The 18,501-nt window shown below is 44.7% G+C and carries 15 protein-coding genes; 7 read left to right on the plus strand and 8 right to left on the minus strand.

The genetic code is table 11. From position 1 onward, the window contains the following. Positions 1 to 132 precede the first annotated feature (132 nt). From FEF09_RS02020 to FEF09_RS02035, 4 genes are all read right to left on the minus strand, one after another. On the minus strand, positions 133 to 879 hold the full coding sequence (locus FEF09_RS02020; protein WP_146303411.1) for a DeoR/GlpR family DNA-binding transcription regulator: 747 nt from the start codon (positions 877 to 879) through the stop codon (positions 133 to 135). Positions 880 to 996: 117 nt separating this feature from the next. Then, on the minus strand, positions 997 to 2,172 hold the full coding sequence (locus FEF09_RS02025; protein ID WP_146303413.1) for an anhydro-N-acetylmuramic acid kinase: 1,176 nt from the start codon (positions 2,170 to 2,172) through the stop codon (positions 997 to 999). A 5-nt stretch (positions 2,173 to 2,177) separates the two neighbouring features. After that, positions 2,178 to 2,978 carry an N-acetylmuramic acid 6-phosphate etherase gene (gene murQ, locus FEF09_RS02030; RefSeq protein WP_146303415.1) on the minus strand — a complete coding sequence of 267 codons (801 nt, stop codon included), beginning with the start codon at positions 2,976 to 2,978 and terminating at the stop codon, positions 2,178 to 2,180. Between the two features lie 24 nt (positions 2,979 to 3,002). Continuing rightward, on the minus strand, positions 3,003 to 4,484 hold the full coding sequence (locus FEF09_RS02035) for a sodium:solute symporter (protein WP_146303417.1): 1,482 nt from the start codon (positions 4,482 to 4,484) through the stop codon (positions 3,003 to 3,005). Positions 4,485 to 4,638: 154 nt separating this feature from the next. On the opposite strand from FEF09_RS02035, the gene FEF09_RS02040 reads away from it, so the two are divergent. After that, entirely contained in the window at positions 4,639 to 7,086 is a 2,448-nt protein-coding gene (locus FEF09_RS02040) for a glycoside hydrolase family 9 protein (protein WP_146303419.1), read from the plus strand. Here FEF09_RS02040 and FEF09_RS02045 read toward each other — a convergent pair. Then, positions 7,079 to 8,326 carry a glutamate-5-semialdehyde dehydrogenase gene (locus FEF09_RS02045; RefSeq protein ID WP_146303421.1) on the minus strand — a complete coding sequence of 416 codons (1,248 nt, stop codon included), beginning with the start codon at positions 8,324 to 8,326 and terminating at the stop codon, positions 7,079 to 7,081. The two genes, FEF09_RS02040 and FEF09_RS02045, sit on opposite strands and share 8 nt — an antisense overlap. A 24-nt stretch (positions 8,327 to 8,350) precedes the next feature. Further along, on the minus strand, positions 8,351 to 9,385 hold the full coding sequence (gene proB / locus FEF09_RS02050; RefSeq protein ID WP_089815728.1) for a glutamate 5-kinase: 1,035 nt from the start codon (positions 9,383 to 9,385) through the stop codon (positions 8,351 to 8,353). A gap of 151 nt (positions 9,386 to 9,536) precedes the next feature. Between proB and FEF09_RS02055 the strand changes: the two genes are divergently transcribed. The 6 genes from FEF09_RS02055 (at position 9,537) to FEF09_RS02080 (ending at position 15,970) form a co-directional block, all read left to right on the plus strand. Next, positions 9,537 to 11,846, plus strand: a complete 2,310-nt coding sequence (locus FEF09_RS02055) for a GH92 family glycosyl hydrolase (protein WP_146303423.1) — start codon at positions 9,537 to 9,539, stop codon at positions 11,844 to 11,846. A gap of 96 nt (positions 11,847 to 11,942) precedes the next feature. Further along, on the plus strand, positions 11,943 to 12,455 hold the full coding sequence (locus tag FEF09_RS02060) for a hypothetical protein (protein WP_146303425.1): 513 nt from the start codon (positions 11,943 to 11,945) through the stop codon (positions 12,453 to 12,455). Positions 12,456 to 13,204: 749 nt separating this feature from the next. Continuing rightward, on the plus strand, positions 13,205 to 13,663 hold the full coding sequence (locus tag FEF09_RS02065) for a hypothetical protein (RefSeq protein WP_146303427.1): 459 nt from the start codon (positions 13,205 to 13,207) through the stop codon (positions 13,661 to 13,663). Between the two features lie 217 nt (positions 13,664 to 13,880). Continuing rightward, on the plus strand, positions 13,881 to 14,372 hold the full coding sequence (locus tag FEF09_RS02070) for a hypothetical protein (RefSeq protein WP_146303429.1): 492 nt from the start codon (positions 13,881 to 13,883) through the stop codon (positions 14,370 to 14,372). Positions 14,373 to 14,484: 112 nt separating this feature from the next. Beyond that, the gene (locus FEF09_RS02075; protein WP_146303431.1) at positions 14,485 to 15,321 is read left to right on the plus strand and encodes a sensor histidine kinase; all 837 of its coding nucleotides are present in this window, start codon (positions 14,485 to 14,487) and stop codon (positions 15,319 to 15,321) included. After that, positions 15,293 to 15,970 (plus strand): response regulator transcription factor, encoded by a 678-nt coding sequence (locus tag FEF09_RS02080; protein ID WP_012794385.1) that lies wholly within the window; start codon positions 15,293 to 15,295, stop codon positions 15,968 to 15,970. Before FEF09_RS02075 ends, FEF09_RS02080 begins: the two co-directional genes overlap by 29 nt. Here the strand turns inward: FEF09_RS02080 and FEF09_RS02085 are convergent. Both FEF09_RS02085 and FEF09_RS02090 read right to left on the minus strand, forming a co-directional pair. Further along, positions 15,967 to 17,223 (minus strand): DUF2264 domain-containing protein, encoded by a 1,257-nt coding sequence (locus FEF09_RS02085; protein ID WP_146303433.1) that lies wholly within the window; start codon positions 17,221 to 17,223, stop codon positions 15,967 to 15,969. The two genes, FEF09_RS02080 and FEF09_RS02085, sit on opposite strands and share 4 nt — an antisense overlap. Beyond that, positions 17,223 to 18,422 (minus strand): glycoside hydrolase family 88 protein, encoded by a 1,200-nt coding sequence (locus FEF09_RS02090; protein WP_146303435.1) that lies wholly within the window; start codon positions 18,420 to 18,422, stop codon positions 17,223 to 17,225. Before FEF09_RS02090 ends, FEF09_RS02085 begins: the two co-directional genes overlap by 1 nt. Positions 18,423 to 18,501: the final 79 nt, after the last annotated feature.

An 18,501-nucleotide genomic window follows, 5' to 3' on the forward strand; every position in this document is an offset into this window, starting at 1 on the left:
ATGGTCATCCCTTGTTCTTCAGAGGAATATTGCCTTGAATAACTGATTGATTACAGGTTGGCTGATAAGCGCATTTACGTTATTACAAATAGTGCCGGTGATTGTACCAGCGTAAATTCTATGGCTGTTTTATTATAAAATCTGAATACCCTTTTTCTTGTATGGCTGCAATTTCTTTGAATCGGGTGGCAGCTCCGTAATTAATACATCGATCTCTTCTGCATCACAGATCTTTAGTTGTTCTGACGTGTCGATCTTTTCTGAAATAGATAATACCACTACCTTTTTAGCAGTGCTGATCATAGCGCGTTTGACCTGTACGACGTCCCAGTCATTGTCTGTCAGTCCGTCTTCTGCATCTATGGCATTATTCCCCAGAAAGCACAGATCCGCTTTGATCATTTTTATCTTTGAAATGGCTTCACCCCCTACGGTTATCTTAGATCCTTTGGATAATTTATCCCCTATCACAATTACCTCAATGTTCGGATGGTTCGCATATTCAAAAGCAGCAGGCAGGCTAACGGTAATAAAAGTAGCCTGCAGATCTCTCGGCAGTACACGCGCCAGTTCCGCAATCGTAGTACCACCTGTAGTTAATACAAACATGCCGTCGTGTATCAGCTGGACGGCTTTTAATGCAATGGTCTTTTTATCTTCTACGGCATATACATCCTGTGATGCAATGCCCTGATGAAATGAATTCGATAACGCGCCGCCGTGTACTTTGATGATCTTTCCTTCCTGTGCCAACTCTGCAAGATCACGACGGATGGTATCTTCTGATACCTGTATCTGTTCGCTCAGATGGGAAGACAACACCTTATTATGCAGGTTTACCTGGTGAAGTATATAAGCGAGGCGTTCTTCCTTTAACATCAGGCGATCAATTTGGTTGAATACAAGATTGAATTTCTGCAAAAAAACGCAGAAAACAAAATATAAACCCGCATTTTTTTGCTTCTTTACTACGGGATTGGATAAAACAATGCAGGTTTATGCAGGAAATGAGATCTTACCCATTGTAACTGCAGGCATACCGGGCTTGCCAAAGCTGATCCCTTCTCCTGCAATTGCTTCATTGGCCAGTATTGCAAACAATACGGCCTCTTTTGCATCTCCGGCGATACCCAACTCACCGGTGGTACGCAACTGTAACCGTGGCAAACGCTCTTTTATCCATCCCATGAGTAATGGGTTATGGGCGCCACCACCACTGGCATATACCGCGTAATCACTTTTCAGTGCGTCTGTAATTGTATCTGCACTAAAGCGGGTCAGTGTAGCCAGCATATCATAAGGTGATATATCGTTGGTGCCACTTTGCTGTTGTGCTTTACTTACGTAAGCCTTGCTGAATAACTCGGGGCCTGTTGTACGGGGAAAAGGTTCTTTAAAAAATGGATGATCCTTCAGCGCTGATAATAAAATTTCATGCACAGTGCCTTGCTTTGCAAACAATGCGTCTTTGTCATACTCTACCTGAAAATGCGTTCTTGCAAAAGCATCCAATAAAGTATTACCCGGTCCTGTATCTGTGACAAACACACCTGCTGCCAGCAGGTCTCCGGGTAAAAAAGTAAAATTGGCAATCCCTCCCATATTCAGCATCACTCTATCTTCTCCCTTTTTTGAAAAGAGACAATAGTCACCGTACAATGCCAAAGGAGCGCCTTCGCCGCCTGCGGCAATATGTTTCTGCCTGAAATCGCTTAAAGTGATGATGCCTGTCTTTACAGCAATATGATCACCATCTACGATCTGTAAGGTAGCATTCGGAAAGTCCGGTAGCTGATGCAATGTTTTCGGACTATGATATACCGTCTGTCCGTGTGATGCAATCAGGTCTACGTCAGCCGGAGAGATGCCCCATTGTGATAGGCATTCCAATATCCATTTTGCATGCAGATCGGCCAGCCAGGGATGCAGCAGACAAAGCTGCTGAAAGGGAATCGTGTCTTTTGCAAACACCTTCCTGATCTCGTCTTTTACTGCTACCGGATAAGGCACCGTGTCAAACTGCTCAAGAGTGACCTTCGTATCCATTCCGCTGCCGCTGATAGCACACAATGCCACGTCCAGTCCGTCCAGCGAGGTACCTGACATCAGTCCGATGATACGTCTTACTGGCTTTTCTGCGATTGTAAATAGTTGCCGGAGATTGCTGTTCATACTGTCTATTTTCTGCTTTCAATGGCTGCCCGTACACTACCTTTTTCTGCTATCAGCTGCCGGGCGGTTGCTTCATCCACATTCAATTCACTCATCACCATCCGCGTAGCGCGATCCACCAGTTTATGATTGCTCAGTTGCATATCAACCATCTTATTGCCCTTTACTCTTCCTAATTGTATCATTACAGATGTGGAGATCATATTCAGTATCAGCTTCTGCGCAGTACCTGATTTCATACGCGTACTGCCTGTCAGGAACTCCGCTCCTACCTCAGCTTCTACAGGGTATTCGACAGCAGCTGCCAGAGGACTACCCACATTGCAGGTGACACAACCGGTAACAATACCTCTTTCCCGCATCGCCTTTACACCACCGATCACATAAGGCGTCGTTCCGGATGCTGCGATACCGATCACTACATCTTTCTCATTGATATGATAGTTGTCGAGATCTTTTGCAGCCTGCTGTGTATCATCTTCTGCAAACTCTACAGCCTTACGGATAGCGGTATCGCCGCCAGCAATAATACCTATCACCATTTCATGCGGCACACCAAATGTGGGTGGACATTCAGAAGCATCCAGTATTCCCAATCGTCCACTGGTACCCGCTCCTATATAAAACAGGCGGCCTCCCTGTTTCATCTTTTCTACTGTTGCTGTAACGAGTAATTCTATCTGTGGAATTGCCTTTGTCACTGCCTGCGGAACCGTGATATCTTCACTATTGATCCCTTCCAACAGGGCGCGAACACTCATCTTCTCCAGATTATTAAAATGGGAAGACATTTCTGTAGTAAGCATAGCGTTAACTTTAAAATTTATGGATCAGGATACCAGACCTCTTTTCTGAAAATCTTTTGAGCACAGCCACAAACCGATGAACATGAGCAGACCGTTGATGATCAATAATTCCAGACCTATTTTATAACCACCGAAGATGTACTGCTGGAAGTACTCCATCCCAAAACAGAGTATTGGTGCAGCGATCGCTATCTGTGGTACCATATCGTCATTTACCGTGCGTTTTGTGAGAATGCCAAATGCGAATAAACCAAGTAAGGGTCCGTATGTATAAGAAGCTACTTTCAGGATGACGGAGATCATACTGGAGCTGTCAATCTGCTTAAATATCAACACGACTACCATGAATATAGCCGTGAAGCCAAGATGTACCATTCTTCTGATATTCTTTTTCTCCTGCTCGGATCTGGGTCTGCCTGTCTGCAGGTTTAATATGTCAATACAGAAGGAAGATGTTAATGCGGTAATCGCACCATCCGCACTCGGAAACAGTGCAGAGATCAGTGCAATGATAAAGATGATGGAAATGGCTGGTGGCATGTACCGTGCGTCCAGTGCCAATGTCGGGAATAATTTATCTGCTGATGCTGTTACATTGATCTGTTCTGCAAACAGGTATAACAGTCCACCGAGGAACAGGAAGAGGATAATTACAATCACGAAGATCACGCTCAGGGTCATGACATTTTTCTGTGCATCCACCAGACGCTTCACGGATATGTTCTTCTGCATCATTTCCTGATCCATACCGGTCATGGTAATTGTAATAAATGCACCACCCAATATCTGTTTCAGAAAGAAGTGCGGACTATTCGGATCCCAGAAGAAGATCTGGGACATGCCGCGGTCACTCATGGCCTGCAGACTATTTCCTACATTCAGGTTCAGATGATTCAGAATATAGATGATACAGATCACCAGACCCGATAACATACAGGTTGTTTGTAAGGTATCGGTATATACGATCGTCTTCACCCCTCCTTCAAAAGTATACAGCAGGATCATCATCAGAATGATCAGTGTGGTGAGCCAGAAAGGGACGGTGAACTGATTACCGAACGTCTCCTGCAGGAGGTTCTGCAGAATATTTACAACGAGGTATAAACGGGCAGTTGCACCCAGTGTTCTTGATAATATAAAGAAGGAAGCACCGGTTTTATACGCCTTGACACCGAAACGGGTATTGAAGTAATTATAGATAGATGTCAGCTGGAGCCGGTAATAGAGGGGGAGTAATACAAATGCGATCACCACATATCCGAGCATATTACCAAAAGCCACCTGTAAATAAGAGAATGCTGTTTTCCCTACATCTCCGGGCACGCTCACGAAGGTCACTCCACTAAGAGAGGTACCGATCATACCAAAGGCCACCAGCATCCAGTTGCTGTTACGGTTGCCTATAAAGAAGGATTCGTTGTTGGAATTTCTGCCGGTATACCAGGCTACTACCAATAATATAAAGAAATACGCAATGACGATTGAGAACAAGAGGCCTGCTGTCATACCCGGGAATTATTATTTCAGTTGATAAAAACCTGCATAAAAACGCACATTCACATTTAAATATAAACACAAAAACGCAAAATATCTAGTATTTGTATGCAGAAAAACGAATTAATTTATATTTTCACAGTACTTCAACCAAAACCGCGTGTATATGAAAAAGCTGCTCCTGCTGGTATTGTCCGCATTTATCAGCCTTCCCCTTCTTGCGGACCTGATACGTATCAATCAGCTCGGATATGCCCCGCGGGGCAGCAAAGTTGCGGTCTGGTGCAGTAAAGAACAAGATACATTAAAATATTTTGAACTGGTCAATGCTGCTACCGGCAAGGTGGTGTATAAAGGGCGGGCAGGCAGGGCCGCGGGTGCCTATGGGCCATTTAGTCAGACGGCCCGGCTGGATTTTTCGGCATTCACTTCGTCCGGCAGATACTATCTGCAAACAGCCAAGGCAAAATCACCGGCTTTTCTCATCAGTGATACTGCTTATAAAGGTGCTGCGGACTTTTGCCTGCGTTATATGCGCCAGCAACGTAGCGGATTTAATCCATTTCTGAAAGATTCCTGCCACACACATGACGGCTTTCCTGTATACGGTCCGGATACCAGCTTTGTACCTGTCTCCGGTGGCTGGCATGATGCATCTGACTATCTGCAGTATGTCACTACTTCAGCCAACGCTACCTGGCATCTGCTGGCTGCATGGCGTGATTTTCCGGACGTCTTTTCCGACTCATTACAGGCAAACGGGCGCTCAGGCAGTAATGGTATCGCCGACGTATTAGATGAGGCAAAATGGGGGCTGGATTGGCTCATTAAAATGAATCCCCGGGATGACAGGATGTACAATCAGATAGGTGACGACAGGGATCATCAGGGAATGCGTATTCCGAAGCAGGATACTAACTTTTATGGCCGCGGACTGGAACGTCCGGTATATTTCTGTACCGGCGAGCCACAAGGGTTGTTGAAATATAAAAACCGGACTACCGGCACAGCTTCTACGGCGGGGAAATTCAGCAGCTGTTTTGCGCTCGGGCAACAGTTATTTGCAAATAGCTATGCCGGCTATGCTGATACCCTTGGACATAAGGCCAAAGCTGCCTATGCTTTCGGTCTGGCCAAACCGGGTGTTTGTCAGACAGCGCCCGGACGCTCGCCTTATTTTTATGAAGAAGATAACTGGACAGATGATATGGAACTGGCAGCCGCTTCCCTTGGAAAAGAATACCTGTCTGACGCATTGGACTTCGCCCGAAAGGAACCGGTCACTCCATGGTTGGGTAAAGATACTGCCCGTCATTATCAGTGGTATCCCTTTATTAATCTGGCCCATGCAACACTGGCCAGACAAGTGAAAGGTCTGCAAAGAGATACACTGATCCGTTATTACAGGGAGGGTATAGAACGGGTATGGCAGAAGGCCGCAAAGAATGCATTCTACCGGGGCATTCCATTCATCTGGTGCAGTAATAATCTCACGGTGGCCTTTGCCATACAGTGTTACTGGTACCGGGAACTGAGCGGCGACAATACCTATCTTCAATTAGAACAGGCCAGCTTCGACTGGATCTTCGGATGTAATCCATGGGGTACATCTATGGTATATGGACTACCTGCACAAGGCGATACCCCAACGGATCCACATTCTTCTTTTACGCACCTGAAACAATATCCTATTGATGGCGGACTTGTAGATGGTCCGGTATATACCAATATCTTCAAAAACCTGATTGGCATTCAGTTACAGGAAGCAGACGAATATGCGGCGTTCCAAAGTGATCTGGCCGTCTATCATGATGACTATGGCGACTACAGCACCAATGAACCGACAATGGATGGTACTGCTGTGTTGATCTACCTGCTGGCGGCACAGGAGCACGCTGCCAAAGAAAAAGGCTATACAGTCACACAAGGTGGCATCACGAGGATGGATAGCACACGAAAGGAAATTGCGCTGGTTTTTACGGCAGATGAATTCGGAGAAGGGCTATCTGCTATTACACAAACCTTACGACAGGAAAAGGTCAAAGGATCTTTCTTCTTCACAGGTAATTTTTATCGCCATCCATCATTCAAAACAGGTATTCAACAATTATATAAAGAAGGGCATTATCTCGGTCCGCATTCCGACAAACACCTTTTGTACTGCGATTGGAAGAAAAGGGATAGTCTGCTGATCACACAACAACAATTCACCACAGATATCCACAATAACCTTGCAGTCATGCAGCAACTGGGTATTGATACCAGTAAAGTAACCTGCTTTATTCCTCCTTATGAATGGTGGAATGACAGTATTGCCAGATGGTCGGCAAACATGGGTCTACAGATCGTCTGCTTCACACCGGGTACCGGTAGTAATGCAGATTATACATATCCTGAAATGGGAAAAACCTACAAAAGCAGTGAAACGATCATTCAGTCAGTGAAGGCTTTTGAGCAGAAAAGAGAAGGGAAACTGAATGGAGTGATACTGCTGATCCATGCAGGTACAGATCCCCGGAGAAGGGATAAACTGTACCTGCATTTACAACAGCTGATTAAGTATCTTAAACAACAAGGTTATCGCTTTAAAAGGGTCGATGATTATGCTATCTGACCTGCCCGTCACCTCTGACAAACCATTTTTCTGTCACCAGTTTCTCCAGAGCAAAAGGTCCGCGTGCATGCAGTTTCTGCGTAGAGATACCGATTTCAGCGCCTAATCCGAACACACCACCATCTGTAAATCTGGTAGAAGCATTTACGTATACGGCTGCTGCATCTACCTCGTTCAGAAAACGTTCGCTGATAGCTGTATCCTGTGATACGATGGCCTCAGAATGTCTGGATGAATATTCCTGTATGTGTTGCAGGGCTTCATCTACACCATCTACTACTTTCACCGAACATTTGTAATCAAGGAATTCGCGTCCGAAATCAGCGGGTGTGGCCTTGATCAGGTAAGGATATTCCAGTGCCTGCAACAGGTTAAAAGACAGTTCATCTGCAAAGATCTCCACATCATAATCCTGTAAAGAATTAGCCAGTAAACGCAGTAAATCCGGCGCCACGGCTTTATCTACCAACACGGTATCCAACGCATTACATACGGAAGGGCGGGATACTTTTGCATTGGTGATAATAGCGCTGGCCTTCTTCAGGTCTGCGGTCTTTTCCACATATGTGTGACAAACACCTGCACCTGTTTCGATGACAGGTACTTTGGAGTTTGCGCGTACATAGTCGATCAGCTGCTGCGAACCCCGCGGGATGATGATATCGATATATTTAACGGCGGTCAGCATTTCACCGATCAAGGCTCTGTCTACCGGTAATAACTGCACCGCATTGGGATCTGCTTTAAACTCTTTCAGCACCTGTTGTATCAGGTCTACCAGTATAATATTGGTATGGAATGCGTCAGTTCCGCCACGCAGTACGGCTACATTCCCTGATCTGATACAGAGTGCCGCAACATCCAATGTGACATTTGGTCTTGATTCATATATAACACCTACAACACCCAGGGGTACGGTACGCTTCTGCACCTCTAATCCATTGTCCAGTGTTCTTTCTACCAGTAACTGGTTGGCCGGGTCCTGCAGACCGGCGATATCGTTCAGACTGTCCGCCAGTTGTTTAATGCGGGCGGCATTTAATAATAAACGGTCTTTTTTGGGGTCCTGATCAGACATCTTATCCAGGTCCTTTTTATTCTCCGCAACGATTGCATTGGTCTGCGCTTCCACTACTGTGGCCAGCTTCCGCAGCAATTCCTGCTTTTGTGCATCGGGCAGTGTCTTCAGGGAACGGGTGGCTGCCTGTGCCTTCTCCAGTAAAGGTTGTATAGATTCCATCTTCCGGTTTTTTATCACTATTGGTTATAACAACACGATGTCATCTGCATGTGCAATTTCGAGGTTCTGTACCTTGCCTTCGTCAGACAACAGGTCAGAAGAGACTTTCGCACGTGCCACTGCGATAACATTATGTTCTTCATCGACGATCTCGAAGACTTCTCCGCCTTCAAATCTTTCCAGTACGGTCAGAACGCCTACGGCCAGCAAGCTACGTCTTTTCTGCAGAGCTGCGAGCGCACCCTCGTCTACCAGTACACGGCCGGTTACCAGACTACCACTGGCCAGCCATTTTTTGCGGGCAGGCATGCTACATTCCTGTGGCAGACATAAGGTACCGGTGTTACCTGCGATAGCGTTCAGGATACCATCGGTAGTATGTATACCGAATATAACCACTTTTATACCCATCCGGGTGGCGAGTCGGGCGAAAGTCAGTTTAGAGACCATTCCGCCCAGTCCAAGATTAGACTTTTTGGTATCTGCCAGGGACAGGATGGATTCATCAATTGCGTCTATTTTAGGAACGACCTTTCCTTCCCTGTCCAGTACACCCCCTACGGAAGTGCTGAACAACAGCATCGAGGCGCCGAAGCCTACGGCTATCAGGGTGGCCAGTTCGTCGTTGTCTGAGAATTTCAGTTCCAGATCACTTACCACGTCATTCTCATTAGCCACGGGTATTACGCCACTGGCCCATAATTCTTCATATGTCTTCTTTAGCTGCAGGAACTGTGCTCTGTTGCTAAAATGCCTGCGTTCGCAAAGGCTTTGGGCGATGGCGATGTCATATGGCGAGAAATAACGGGCGTACTTGCTTAGCAGCAAGGGGTTGCCTATTGCCGCTGCTGCCTTACGTTCACTCATTGTACCACCATAGTTCTTCAGGTATTTTTTACCCGCAGCCACGGCCCCTGATGACACTAATACGATATTGTATTCATCCTTAAGATCGGCTACCTGCCTGGCTATGGAAGCCACTATTGTTTCATCCAGCTCCCCGTTTTCATGTGTGATGGAAGCTGTCCCAAATTTTATTACTAATATCGGTTTTGTCACTGCTCGCTGAATTTGCCGACAAAATATTGAAATTGCCTCATTTTTTCATTATTTACATTTCATTTAAACTGTTTTACCCGACTGTGACAAGTCGTTTACCCCGGAACTTTTATTTTGCGGGGTTATCTAATCGCTAAAATACACATTGACAATGGGCGCACGTTTGGCTACTCGTCTTTCACTAATCACTGCATTATCATTATGCACGCAGCTTTCGCTGCAGGCCCAGGAGAAGAACCTGGTGCAGTACGTTAAACCTATTATCGGTACGGAGAAAATGGGACATACCTATCCCGGAGCAACCGTACCATTCGGAATGGTGCAACTGAGCCCGGAAACAGATACCCTCCCGTATGAGATGAACGGCCGTTACAACCCGGACGTTTATAAATACTGCGCGGGCTATCAGTATGTAGATAAAACCATTACCGGCTTCAGTCATACGCACTTCAGCGGTACAGGACACTCTGATCTGGGTGACTTCCTGATCATGCCGACTACCGGTAAACTGCTGCTGAACCCGGGTACGGCAACTAATCCGGAAACGGGTTACCGCTCCCCGTTCTCTCACGATAACGAAGTAGCAGAAGCTGACTACTATAAAGTAAAACTTGATAAATATAATATCACTGCTGAAATGACCACGACCAACCGAGTGGGCTTTCACCAGTATACCTTTGCTGAAGCGACAGATCAGGCCCATATCATTCTGGACCTGATGGCAGGTATTTATAACTACGGTAACAAGAATGTATGGACATTCGTAAGAGTTGAAAATGATACACTGATTACCGGTTATCGTCAGACTAACGGATGGGCGCGTACGCGGACAGAATATTTCGCGATGTCCTTCTCCAAACCTATTTCCCAGTATGGTCATCAGAACTACGCCAATGATGTATATAAAGGCTTCTGGCGCAAGTTTGATGTAGCACATAACTTCCCCGAAATGGCGGGACGTCAGATCAGAGCATGGTTTGATTTCAAGGTACAGGCAGGTGAAAAGATCAAGATCAAATTTGCACTGTCTCCGGTAAGCACAGAAGGTGCACTGGCTAACCTGCGTGCAGAAATACCGGGATGGGATTTCGATAAGGTAAAGCAGGAAGGACAGGCACAATGGAACAAAGAACTGCATAAAGTGACCGCTCAGCTGAACAGCAATGATGAGATGATCAACTTCTATACAGCGATGTACCACGCCTTCCTCAGTCCTACTACTTACATGGACATTGATGGCAGTTATCGTGGTCTGGATCAGAACAATCACAAAGCAGAAGGCTTTACCAACTATACTACTTTCTCTCTTTGGGATACCTACAGAGCATTGCATCCATTGTTCAATGTTATCCAGCCTAAGCGCAATGCTGACATGGTACAGTCATTATTGGCGCATTATGACCAGAGTGTACAGCATATGCTGCCGGTATGGTCACATTATGCTAATGAAAACTGGTGTATGATCGGTTATCACAGTGTATCCCTTATAGCAGATGCTATCATCAAAGGCAATGCGCCGTTTGATCAGGAGAAAGCACTGGAAGCCTGTGTAACAACAGCAAGACACCGTAGCTACGATGGTATCGGCTATTACATTGACAAAGGTTATGTGCCTGAAGACAAGAGTGGTGCTTCTGTATCCAAGACATTGGAATATGCATATGATGACTGGTGTATCGCGCAGATCGCAAAGAAGCTGGGCAAACAGGATATCTATGATGAGTTTATCAAACGTTCCCTGAACTACAGCAATGTATATGATGCCAGCATCGGTTACATGCGTCCACGTCTGAATGACGGTACATTCCGTGTCGCATTCGATCCGCTGAAGACAGACAATCAGGGCTTCATTGAAGGAAACGCGTGGAACTACAGCCTGTATGTACCACAATATCCTGCCCAGCTGATTGAACTGAACGGTGGTAAAAAACGTTTCTCCAGACATCTGGACTCGCTGTTCACCATGCACCTGCCCGATGAATTCTTTGCAGAAACAGAAGACATCACCCGTGATGGTATCATTGGTAACTATGTACATGGTAACGAGCCTTCCCATCACGTAGCTTATCTGTACAACTGGACCGGTGAAGCATGGAAGACACAGGAAAGAGTGCGTATGATCCTGAAGAAAATGTATCATCCGGGTGCTGATGGTCTGGGTGGAAATGATGACTGCGGACAGATGAGTGCGTGGTATATCTTCACTTCACTGGGTTTCTATCCTGTATGTCCGGGATCGGATGAATATATTCTGGGTAGCCCTGCGGTAAAAGAAGCGAGTATCCAGCTGGAAAACGGTAAGACGTTTACAGTAGAAGCGATCAACCAGAGCGACAAAAATGTATATGTGCAGAAAGTGACCCTGAATGGTCAACCTGTAACAAAAAATGCTATCAGCCATGCTGATATCATGAATGGAGGCCGTCTGGTATTCCAGATGGGCGCCAAACCGAAGAAGTAGTCGTTCCCCACATAAAGTAAGGGACGGATGAGAGGAACGCCTCTTGTCCGTCCCTTTTACTTTTTTGTGTAAATTTATAAGTACTAACCCATACATATGAAAGCGATGCCACCCTCCCATAGCTTCAGGTTCCACAACCTGGGCATAGGTGAAATACAGCTTGGAAAAAAGCCGGAACATATTCCGGGCATGTTACCTTTTCCTTCTTATAACTGCAAAAACCGTTTTCGCGTCTTTCCGGATCCTGCTCATTATCACGCATTTTCCGGCGTTGCGAAAGGCACTATTGAGCGGGATGACACGGGTATTGACTTACAGTACCTGCTCACCGGTATCAACGAGGACGGTTTCATCAACCGCATTTTTTTATATCCGCAGGAAGCCAACGAACAACTGGCATGGCGATTGAGTCAGTTATACGGAGAGCCGTCCACCGGCAAAGCGCCGGCAGGAATTAAAAATGCCTGGATTACAGAGAGCGAAACAGAGATAACATTGTTTAGTCCAGCAGATGATAAAACAGCAGATACCGTCATTGCTTTTCGCTTTTTTTATGATCTTTCTGCATTGAAGGAATATATCATTGAAGGCAGCACGAAGTTGAAGTAATACAAAAGAAAAGGCCTGCTAAAAAGCAGGCCAGTTATGGTACTTTGGGGGGGACAATACAATTAGGGTTTTCAAAGGGTACAATATTTTAAATCAGCATTCAGGCTTAATTGCCTTCTCAATATTAGAGAAAATAAAGTTGATCTGAAGGTCATGGAGAACGTAAACGGAGAATGCAGGACACGTCCTTAAGTTACCTGTTATAACACACAAAAAAACCACGGTATAGCAAAACGCCTGTGACTCATACCAATAGCGCATTTTAACGCGATAAATAACTGATAAACAGTCTTTCCATTAGAGGTAAGTGGGGATAAAAAACCGGCAATGAATCAAGAGGAAATGTAGGTTTGCGCAAGTACAAATTGCGTAAATCACGGTATTTATATAACCGATGTTTCCCGGTGAGAAATCAACCAAATTTCAGTTCTTATATAATAAAGGGCAAATTGGGTACAAAAGCATTCAGAAAAAGTAGAAGTTATATGTAATTTTTTTTCACCACCGATAATATGCGGTAAAAATATACCGATATTCACGCAGTTTTCATTTCATATATGCACGAAAAACCAGCATAAATACACGGATTTTATATTACATAAAATCATATATGATCTGATCATATAGTAATTATAAATTTCTCATGTTTGTAATGTTATGATAATCATAAACTTACAGTGAAACCCCTATGCTTTTAAACCTAGTTTTAGGTTGTTAACGAGATTCAATAAACCTAAAATACATATCTTATGTCAGCCGCAAAAATCATGAAAGCAGGTCAGTTCGTAGATAATAAACACGTTTCAATGCTGCGCGAAAACTATAGGGAAAACCGTTGGAGAGCTAATTCTGAGCGTCTTGGCAAAGCAGATTCATTGAGTGTATGGTACAGCCTGGACGAGCTGAAACAATATATCCAGACAGCAGAAGCAGCCGGCGCGGACGGGATCAGGGTTTATTTTGGGGTATATCCGTCTGTGTTTCCGGATAATATCCTGCTGCAGGACAGACAGACGATCGTTTTTGTTGGCACTCAGCAAAAACAAAGTGAGACCGGTAAAACCGAAAACAAAGATCTGTATATATCCACACCAAAGGGTCCGGAAATCATAGCATTTAACTATGGATTGCCCTGCCCTCCCGGTTGTGTAGGCCCGGACAGACACAAAGTTTATAAAATTGATGAGCTGCAACTTGCCGCAAAATAAAGTTTACCCCCTTCATATAAATCAATCTGAAAGCTGCCGGATATACCATCCGGCAGCTTTTTTTAGGACCCGTAAATATTTTATCCCCACTTTTATTAATTTACCGGTCGCATCAAAGCCATTAATAATCATCTAAAAATATCTGCCACCAACATCCATGTCCTGTGTACATACATATATGCTGCTGATTTCTAAAGCGTTTTTACACCGACTACCTATGCATGTTTTTGTTATCATTATCTGTTTCATCATAGCGTTGCTCGCGAAGCTTCAGAAAAACCCTCCACGGTACCTGAATACATTTATTATATATATCCTGGTGACTATCGTTGTAGAAATGGTAGCATGGTGGTTTAGTATTCATAATAAACGTAACCTGATCATCTATAACTTTTACACGACCGTTAACTTCACTTACCTGATATTTCTGCTTCGTTCATTTATGACCAATGGGAAACTGGTTAACGTGATGGGTGTATTGATGGTTGTGTTTCCGGTATTCGCCTTGGTGAATATGTTTCTTATTCAGGGCGCTAATACTGTTTTTAACACCTATACATTTTTGTTAGGTTGTATTATCGTTGTAACGGCCAGTATCTGTTACTTTTATGAACGTATTAAATTTCCGGGAGCGCACAGCCTTCTGCAAGAGCCTGCTTTCTGGGTATCTACCGGTCTCCTCTTTTTTATACCTGCAGTCCACCGCTGACAGGTGTATTGAATGCCATATCACTAATGCCATTTTATAACTATAAAACACTTTATACGATCAACCTTATGGTAAATATTATCCTATATTTATTGTTCAGTATTTCCTTCATATGCAGTCTGATTTTCAGGAGGTATTCCTAGTCATATTTACGTCCCTCTTCCTGCTTGTGTTACTGGTGGGTTTCATCGTTATTATGTTGATACTTAATCAGAAGAGCAGGCAGTCACAGGTACAGGAGCTTAGATTAATGAAAGAAAGGTATGAACAGGAACTATTGAGATCACAGCTGGAAATCCAGGAAAACGTATTCGGGCACCTTTCCCAGGAAATACACGATAATATCGGACAGTCGCTTACTTTCGTAGCACTTTCCCTGTTAACCGTACCAGTTGAAAATAACAGTGAGGCACATGAATATATAGAAGAAAGCAGAAAGGCTTTACAGAAAGCCATCACAGAATTAAGAGACCTTTCCCGCAGTTTACATACTGACCGTGTCACAGAAATCGGCCTTGCCAACTCGATTGACTTCGAACTGGAGAGACTGAAAAGGACCAATTTGTACGAAACTTCTTTTAATTTTGCCGACGTAAGGAACCTGCTGGACCATCAGACCGAGATTATACTTTTCCGCATTGTACAGGAAATGCTCAACAACATTGTTAAACATGCAAAAGCCAGTAAGGTAGAAGTCCGGCTTTCCCATAAAACAGATATCATCATTCTGGAAATCAAGGATAATGGTGTAGGCTTCGATCCCGAAGCACTGTTTGCAAGACAGGAAAGAATGAAAGGCCTTGGGTTAATGAACATAAAAAAACGGGCCTCCCTGATCGGAGGCACATTCCATATCAATAGTGCGAAAAATAGCGGAACAGCCATTCGTATCACTATACCCATAAACAAAGAGTCATTACATGAGCATAACCAGGAAAGCGAAATATAGTGTTGCAATTGCCGACGACCATGTGCTGGTAAGAAAAGCGCTTGGCAGGCTGATTAATACTTTTACTGACTACTTCATCCTGTTTGAAGCCAGCAATGGCGAAGAAGTAATCAAGATCATTAATAACCGTGAGTTACAATTACCGGATATACTCATACTCGACGTGAACATGCCAGGCATGAACGGTTACGAAACCGCTGCATGGATCAATAACCATTTCCCTCAGATCAAAGTACTCGCGCTCTCTATGCTCAATGATGAGTCAGTTATCATCAAAATGCTGAAATCTGGTGCAAAAGGTTATATCATGAAGAATGTGGAACCGGATGATCTTAAAGAAGCATTTGATTCTATTATAAAGAAAGACTTTTATCTGCCTGATTATATCTCCGGAAAAGTCATTTCCGGTCTGCAGAAAGATGTGTTATCACTCAGTGAGAAGATCGAACTGACGCCAAAAGAAAAGACATTCCTGCAATTCCTTTGTACAGAACTTTCCTACAAAGAAATTGCCCAGAAAATGTTTGTCAGTCCGCGTACTATCGACGATTATAAAAGCAGTCTGTGTGACAAACTGAAGGTGAAAACCCGTGTAGGGCTCGTGATCTTTGGTATCAGATATGGTCTGATAGATATCAACACCGACTAAAGCGCGTGATCTTTCTTTACTGCCTTGCCCGACCATGCTTTTTGGGCGGTCCACTCCTCCGGGGCTGCTGTCCAGAAAGCATGATGCTCTGGCAGCCCTAATGCCAGAAACCCTGTTGTACACAGGTATAAACTACCTGTAGAAGTATACACATCTGCCATCTCCGGCTGATGTCCACAAAAACCCAGCTGTAACCAGCCTTTCTTATCAAAAGTACCCGCGGTTTCATATATCCGTTTCATCACAGCTGTGAGTGCGGCTCTTACCTGACCAGCTGTAAGCGAAGAAGGCAATTGCTCATGTAATGCCAACTGTACCAGTGGCTGGAACACCGCATTACGGTAGGTCATAGAACGTCCTACCACGGGGAATGTGCCTTCCGGCGAAATCTGTCGTTCCTGTATCTCCCCATAACGCTGCATTCTCGTAATAGCCTGTTCATAGTCTTTTAGGGGTACTTTACGGGTATCTGACAAGACCTTCAGTATATCTGTCAGCATCGGCTGAATCACAAAACCATTGTAATAGTCAAAATGGAATTCTGCCCCGTCACCATACATACCATCTCCTTTATACCACTCCTGATGTTTCTTAACTGCGTAATCCACTCGCATACCATCCCATTCCTCTCCAAACAACAATAATGCGGCCTCTATGATGGCAGCAAACAACAACCAGTTGTTATATCCCGGTCTGATACTGCGCAGACTTTTAAAGCCTGCGACCACCTGTTGTTTCACCGTATCTGGCAAGGGCTTCCATAGTTGTCCGGGGGCACGTATAAAAGCATGCGCCAGAAAAGCGCCATCTACCAGTGGCTGACCATCAAACTGTCCTGTAAAGTTCATCTGATCTGGTCCTCCGGGTTTTACTGCCTGTGCGGTTCCCTTCAGTGCATATTCGATAAAACGAGCCCTTATTTTGCCTTCAGCCGTTCCATCTGCACCAAGTTCCAGCCAGGGTGCAATACCTGCCATAGTACGCCCAAAAGCCTCCAGATAAGTCACCTTTTCCACCGGCTTGTTATAGCCCGGTGCTACTTCCAATGGCATCTGCTGACGTAGCCGGCCTGCACTCAGTGATTGCAGGACCGGTTCAGCAATACGGGTCAGCAACTGTACCCAATATTCGCGGTCTGCCTGTATAGCAGGACTTCCTGCAGGCATCTGTTCAGCCTGCAGGAAGTGCCCTGTTTTTACTGCCCCTGCCATACCGGCGAGAGGAACAGCTTTTATAAAATGACGTCTGTGCATTATTTAGCCCATTGCTTGTACCGTAATAAAGCTTCTACAAAGTAATAGTCAGCATAGGTCAGTGGTACATCCACTTCTGATTTATGCGGAATAGAACCAACACTATGCATCAGGATGAAATTATTATTCTCTCCTTCCTTTGCCAGATACGCCGGACTAGCCAGACTTTCCAGCATTTTCTCGGCAGCATTCCAGTAACGTGCAGCAGTTGCTCCTTTTGTATAACGACTCAATTCCAATAAAGCAGATGCAGCTACTGCACCAGCCGAAGCATCTCTTGGTGCATTTGGAATGCCAGGTGCATCATAATCCCAGTAAGGAATCAGATCTTCCGGCATACGCGGATGATTCAGGATATAATCAGCAATATGTTGTGCCTGTGCCAGATAAGCTTTGTCTTTGGTGTCACGGTACATCATCGTGTAACCATAAAGACCCCATGCCTGTCCACGTGACCAGGCGGAAGTATCATTTGCACCCTGTGCGGTGTTTCTTGCCAGCACAGCACCGGTAGTACTATCATAACCAATCACGTGGTAAGAACTGTAATCTCTCCTGTAGTGATGCTTTATGGTTGTATTCGCATGTGTACGTGCAATGCGGTCAAAAGAAGGATCTTTGCTGACGCGGGTCGCCCAGTTCAGCAGTTCGAGGTTCATCATATTATCAATGATCACCGGGAACTCCCATTTTCCATGATCCCATGATTTGATACAACCTACTTTCGGATTGAACCTTGTAGACAATGAACGTGCGCTTGTCAGCAGTACTTCCTTATACTTCGGATCTTTAGTGATACGATATGCATTACCCGCGCTGCAATACAACATAAACCCAAGGTCATGGGTACCCTTATTATTCTTCTCCACCTCTACCTGTGCCGTACGTTTCAGTGCTTCCTGTTTCAGGGTATTATCTTTAGAATATTCATACAGATACCAGAGTGTACCGGGATAAAAACCGGCTGTCCACCAATTAGTCTTTGCGGTAACAAAACTGCCATCTTCATTATTGGTTGTACGTGGCAATACGTCATCAGGTACATGCTGCATCATCAGTTTATACTGACGTACCGCCAGATCCAGCGTTTTATCAGCTGTAGCAATGAGTTCTTTTTTACGGCTGCCCTGCTGGGCATACCCTGTTGTAATGGCGCCTGTTAGCAGGCATGCACAGAATAGGAGTGATAGTTTTTTCATCTCGTGTAATTTTATTACCCGCACTACAAATTGTACGGTTATTGAGCAATTATTTTTACGCAATCGTTTGCACTTATGT

It is taken from the genome of Chitinophaga pinensis, from assembly GCF_007896845.1.
Taxonomy (GTDB): Bacteria; Bacteroidota; Bacteroidia; order Chitinophagales; family Chitinophagaceae; genus Chitinophaga; species Chitinophaga pinensis_C.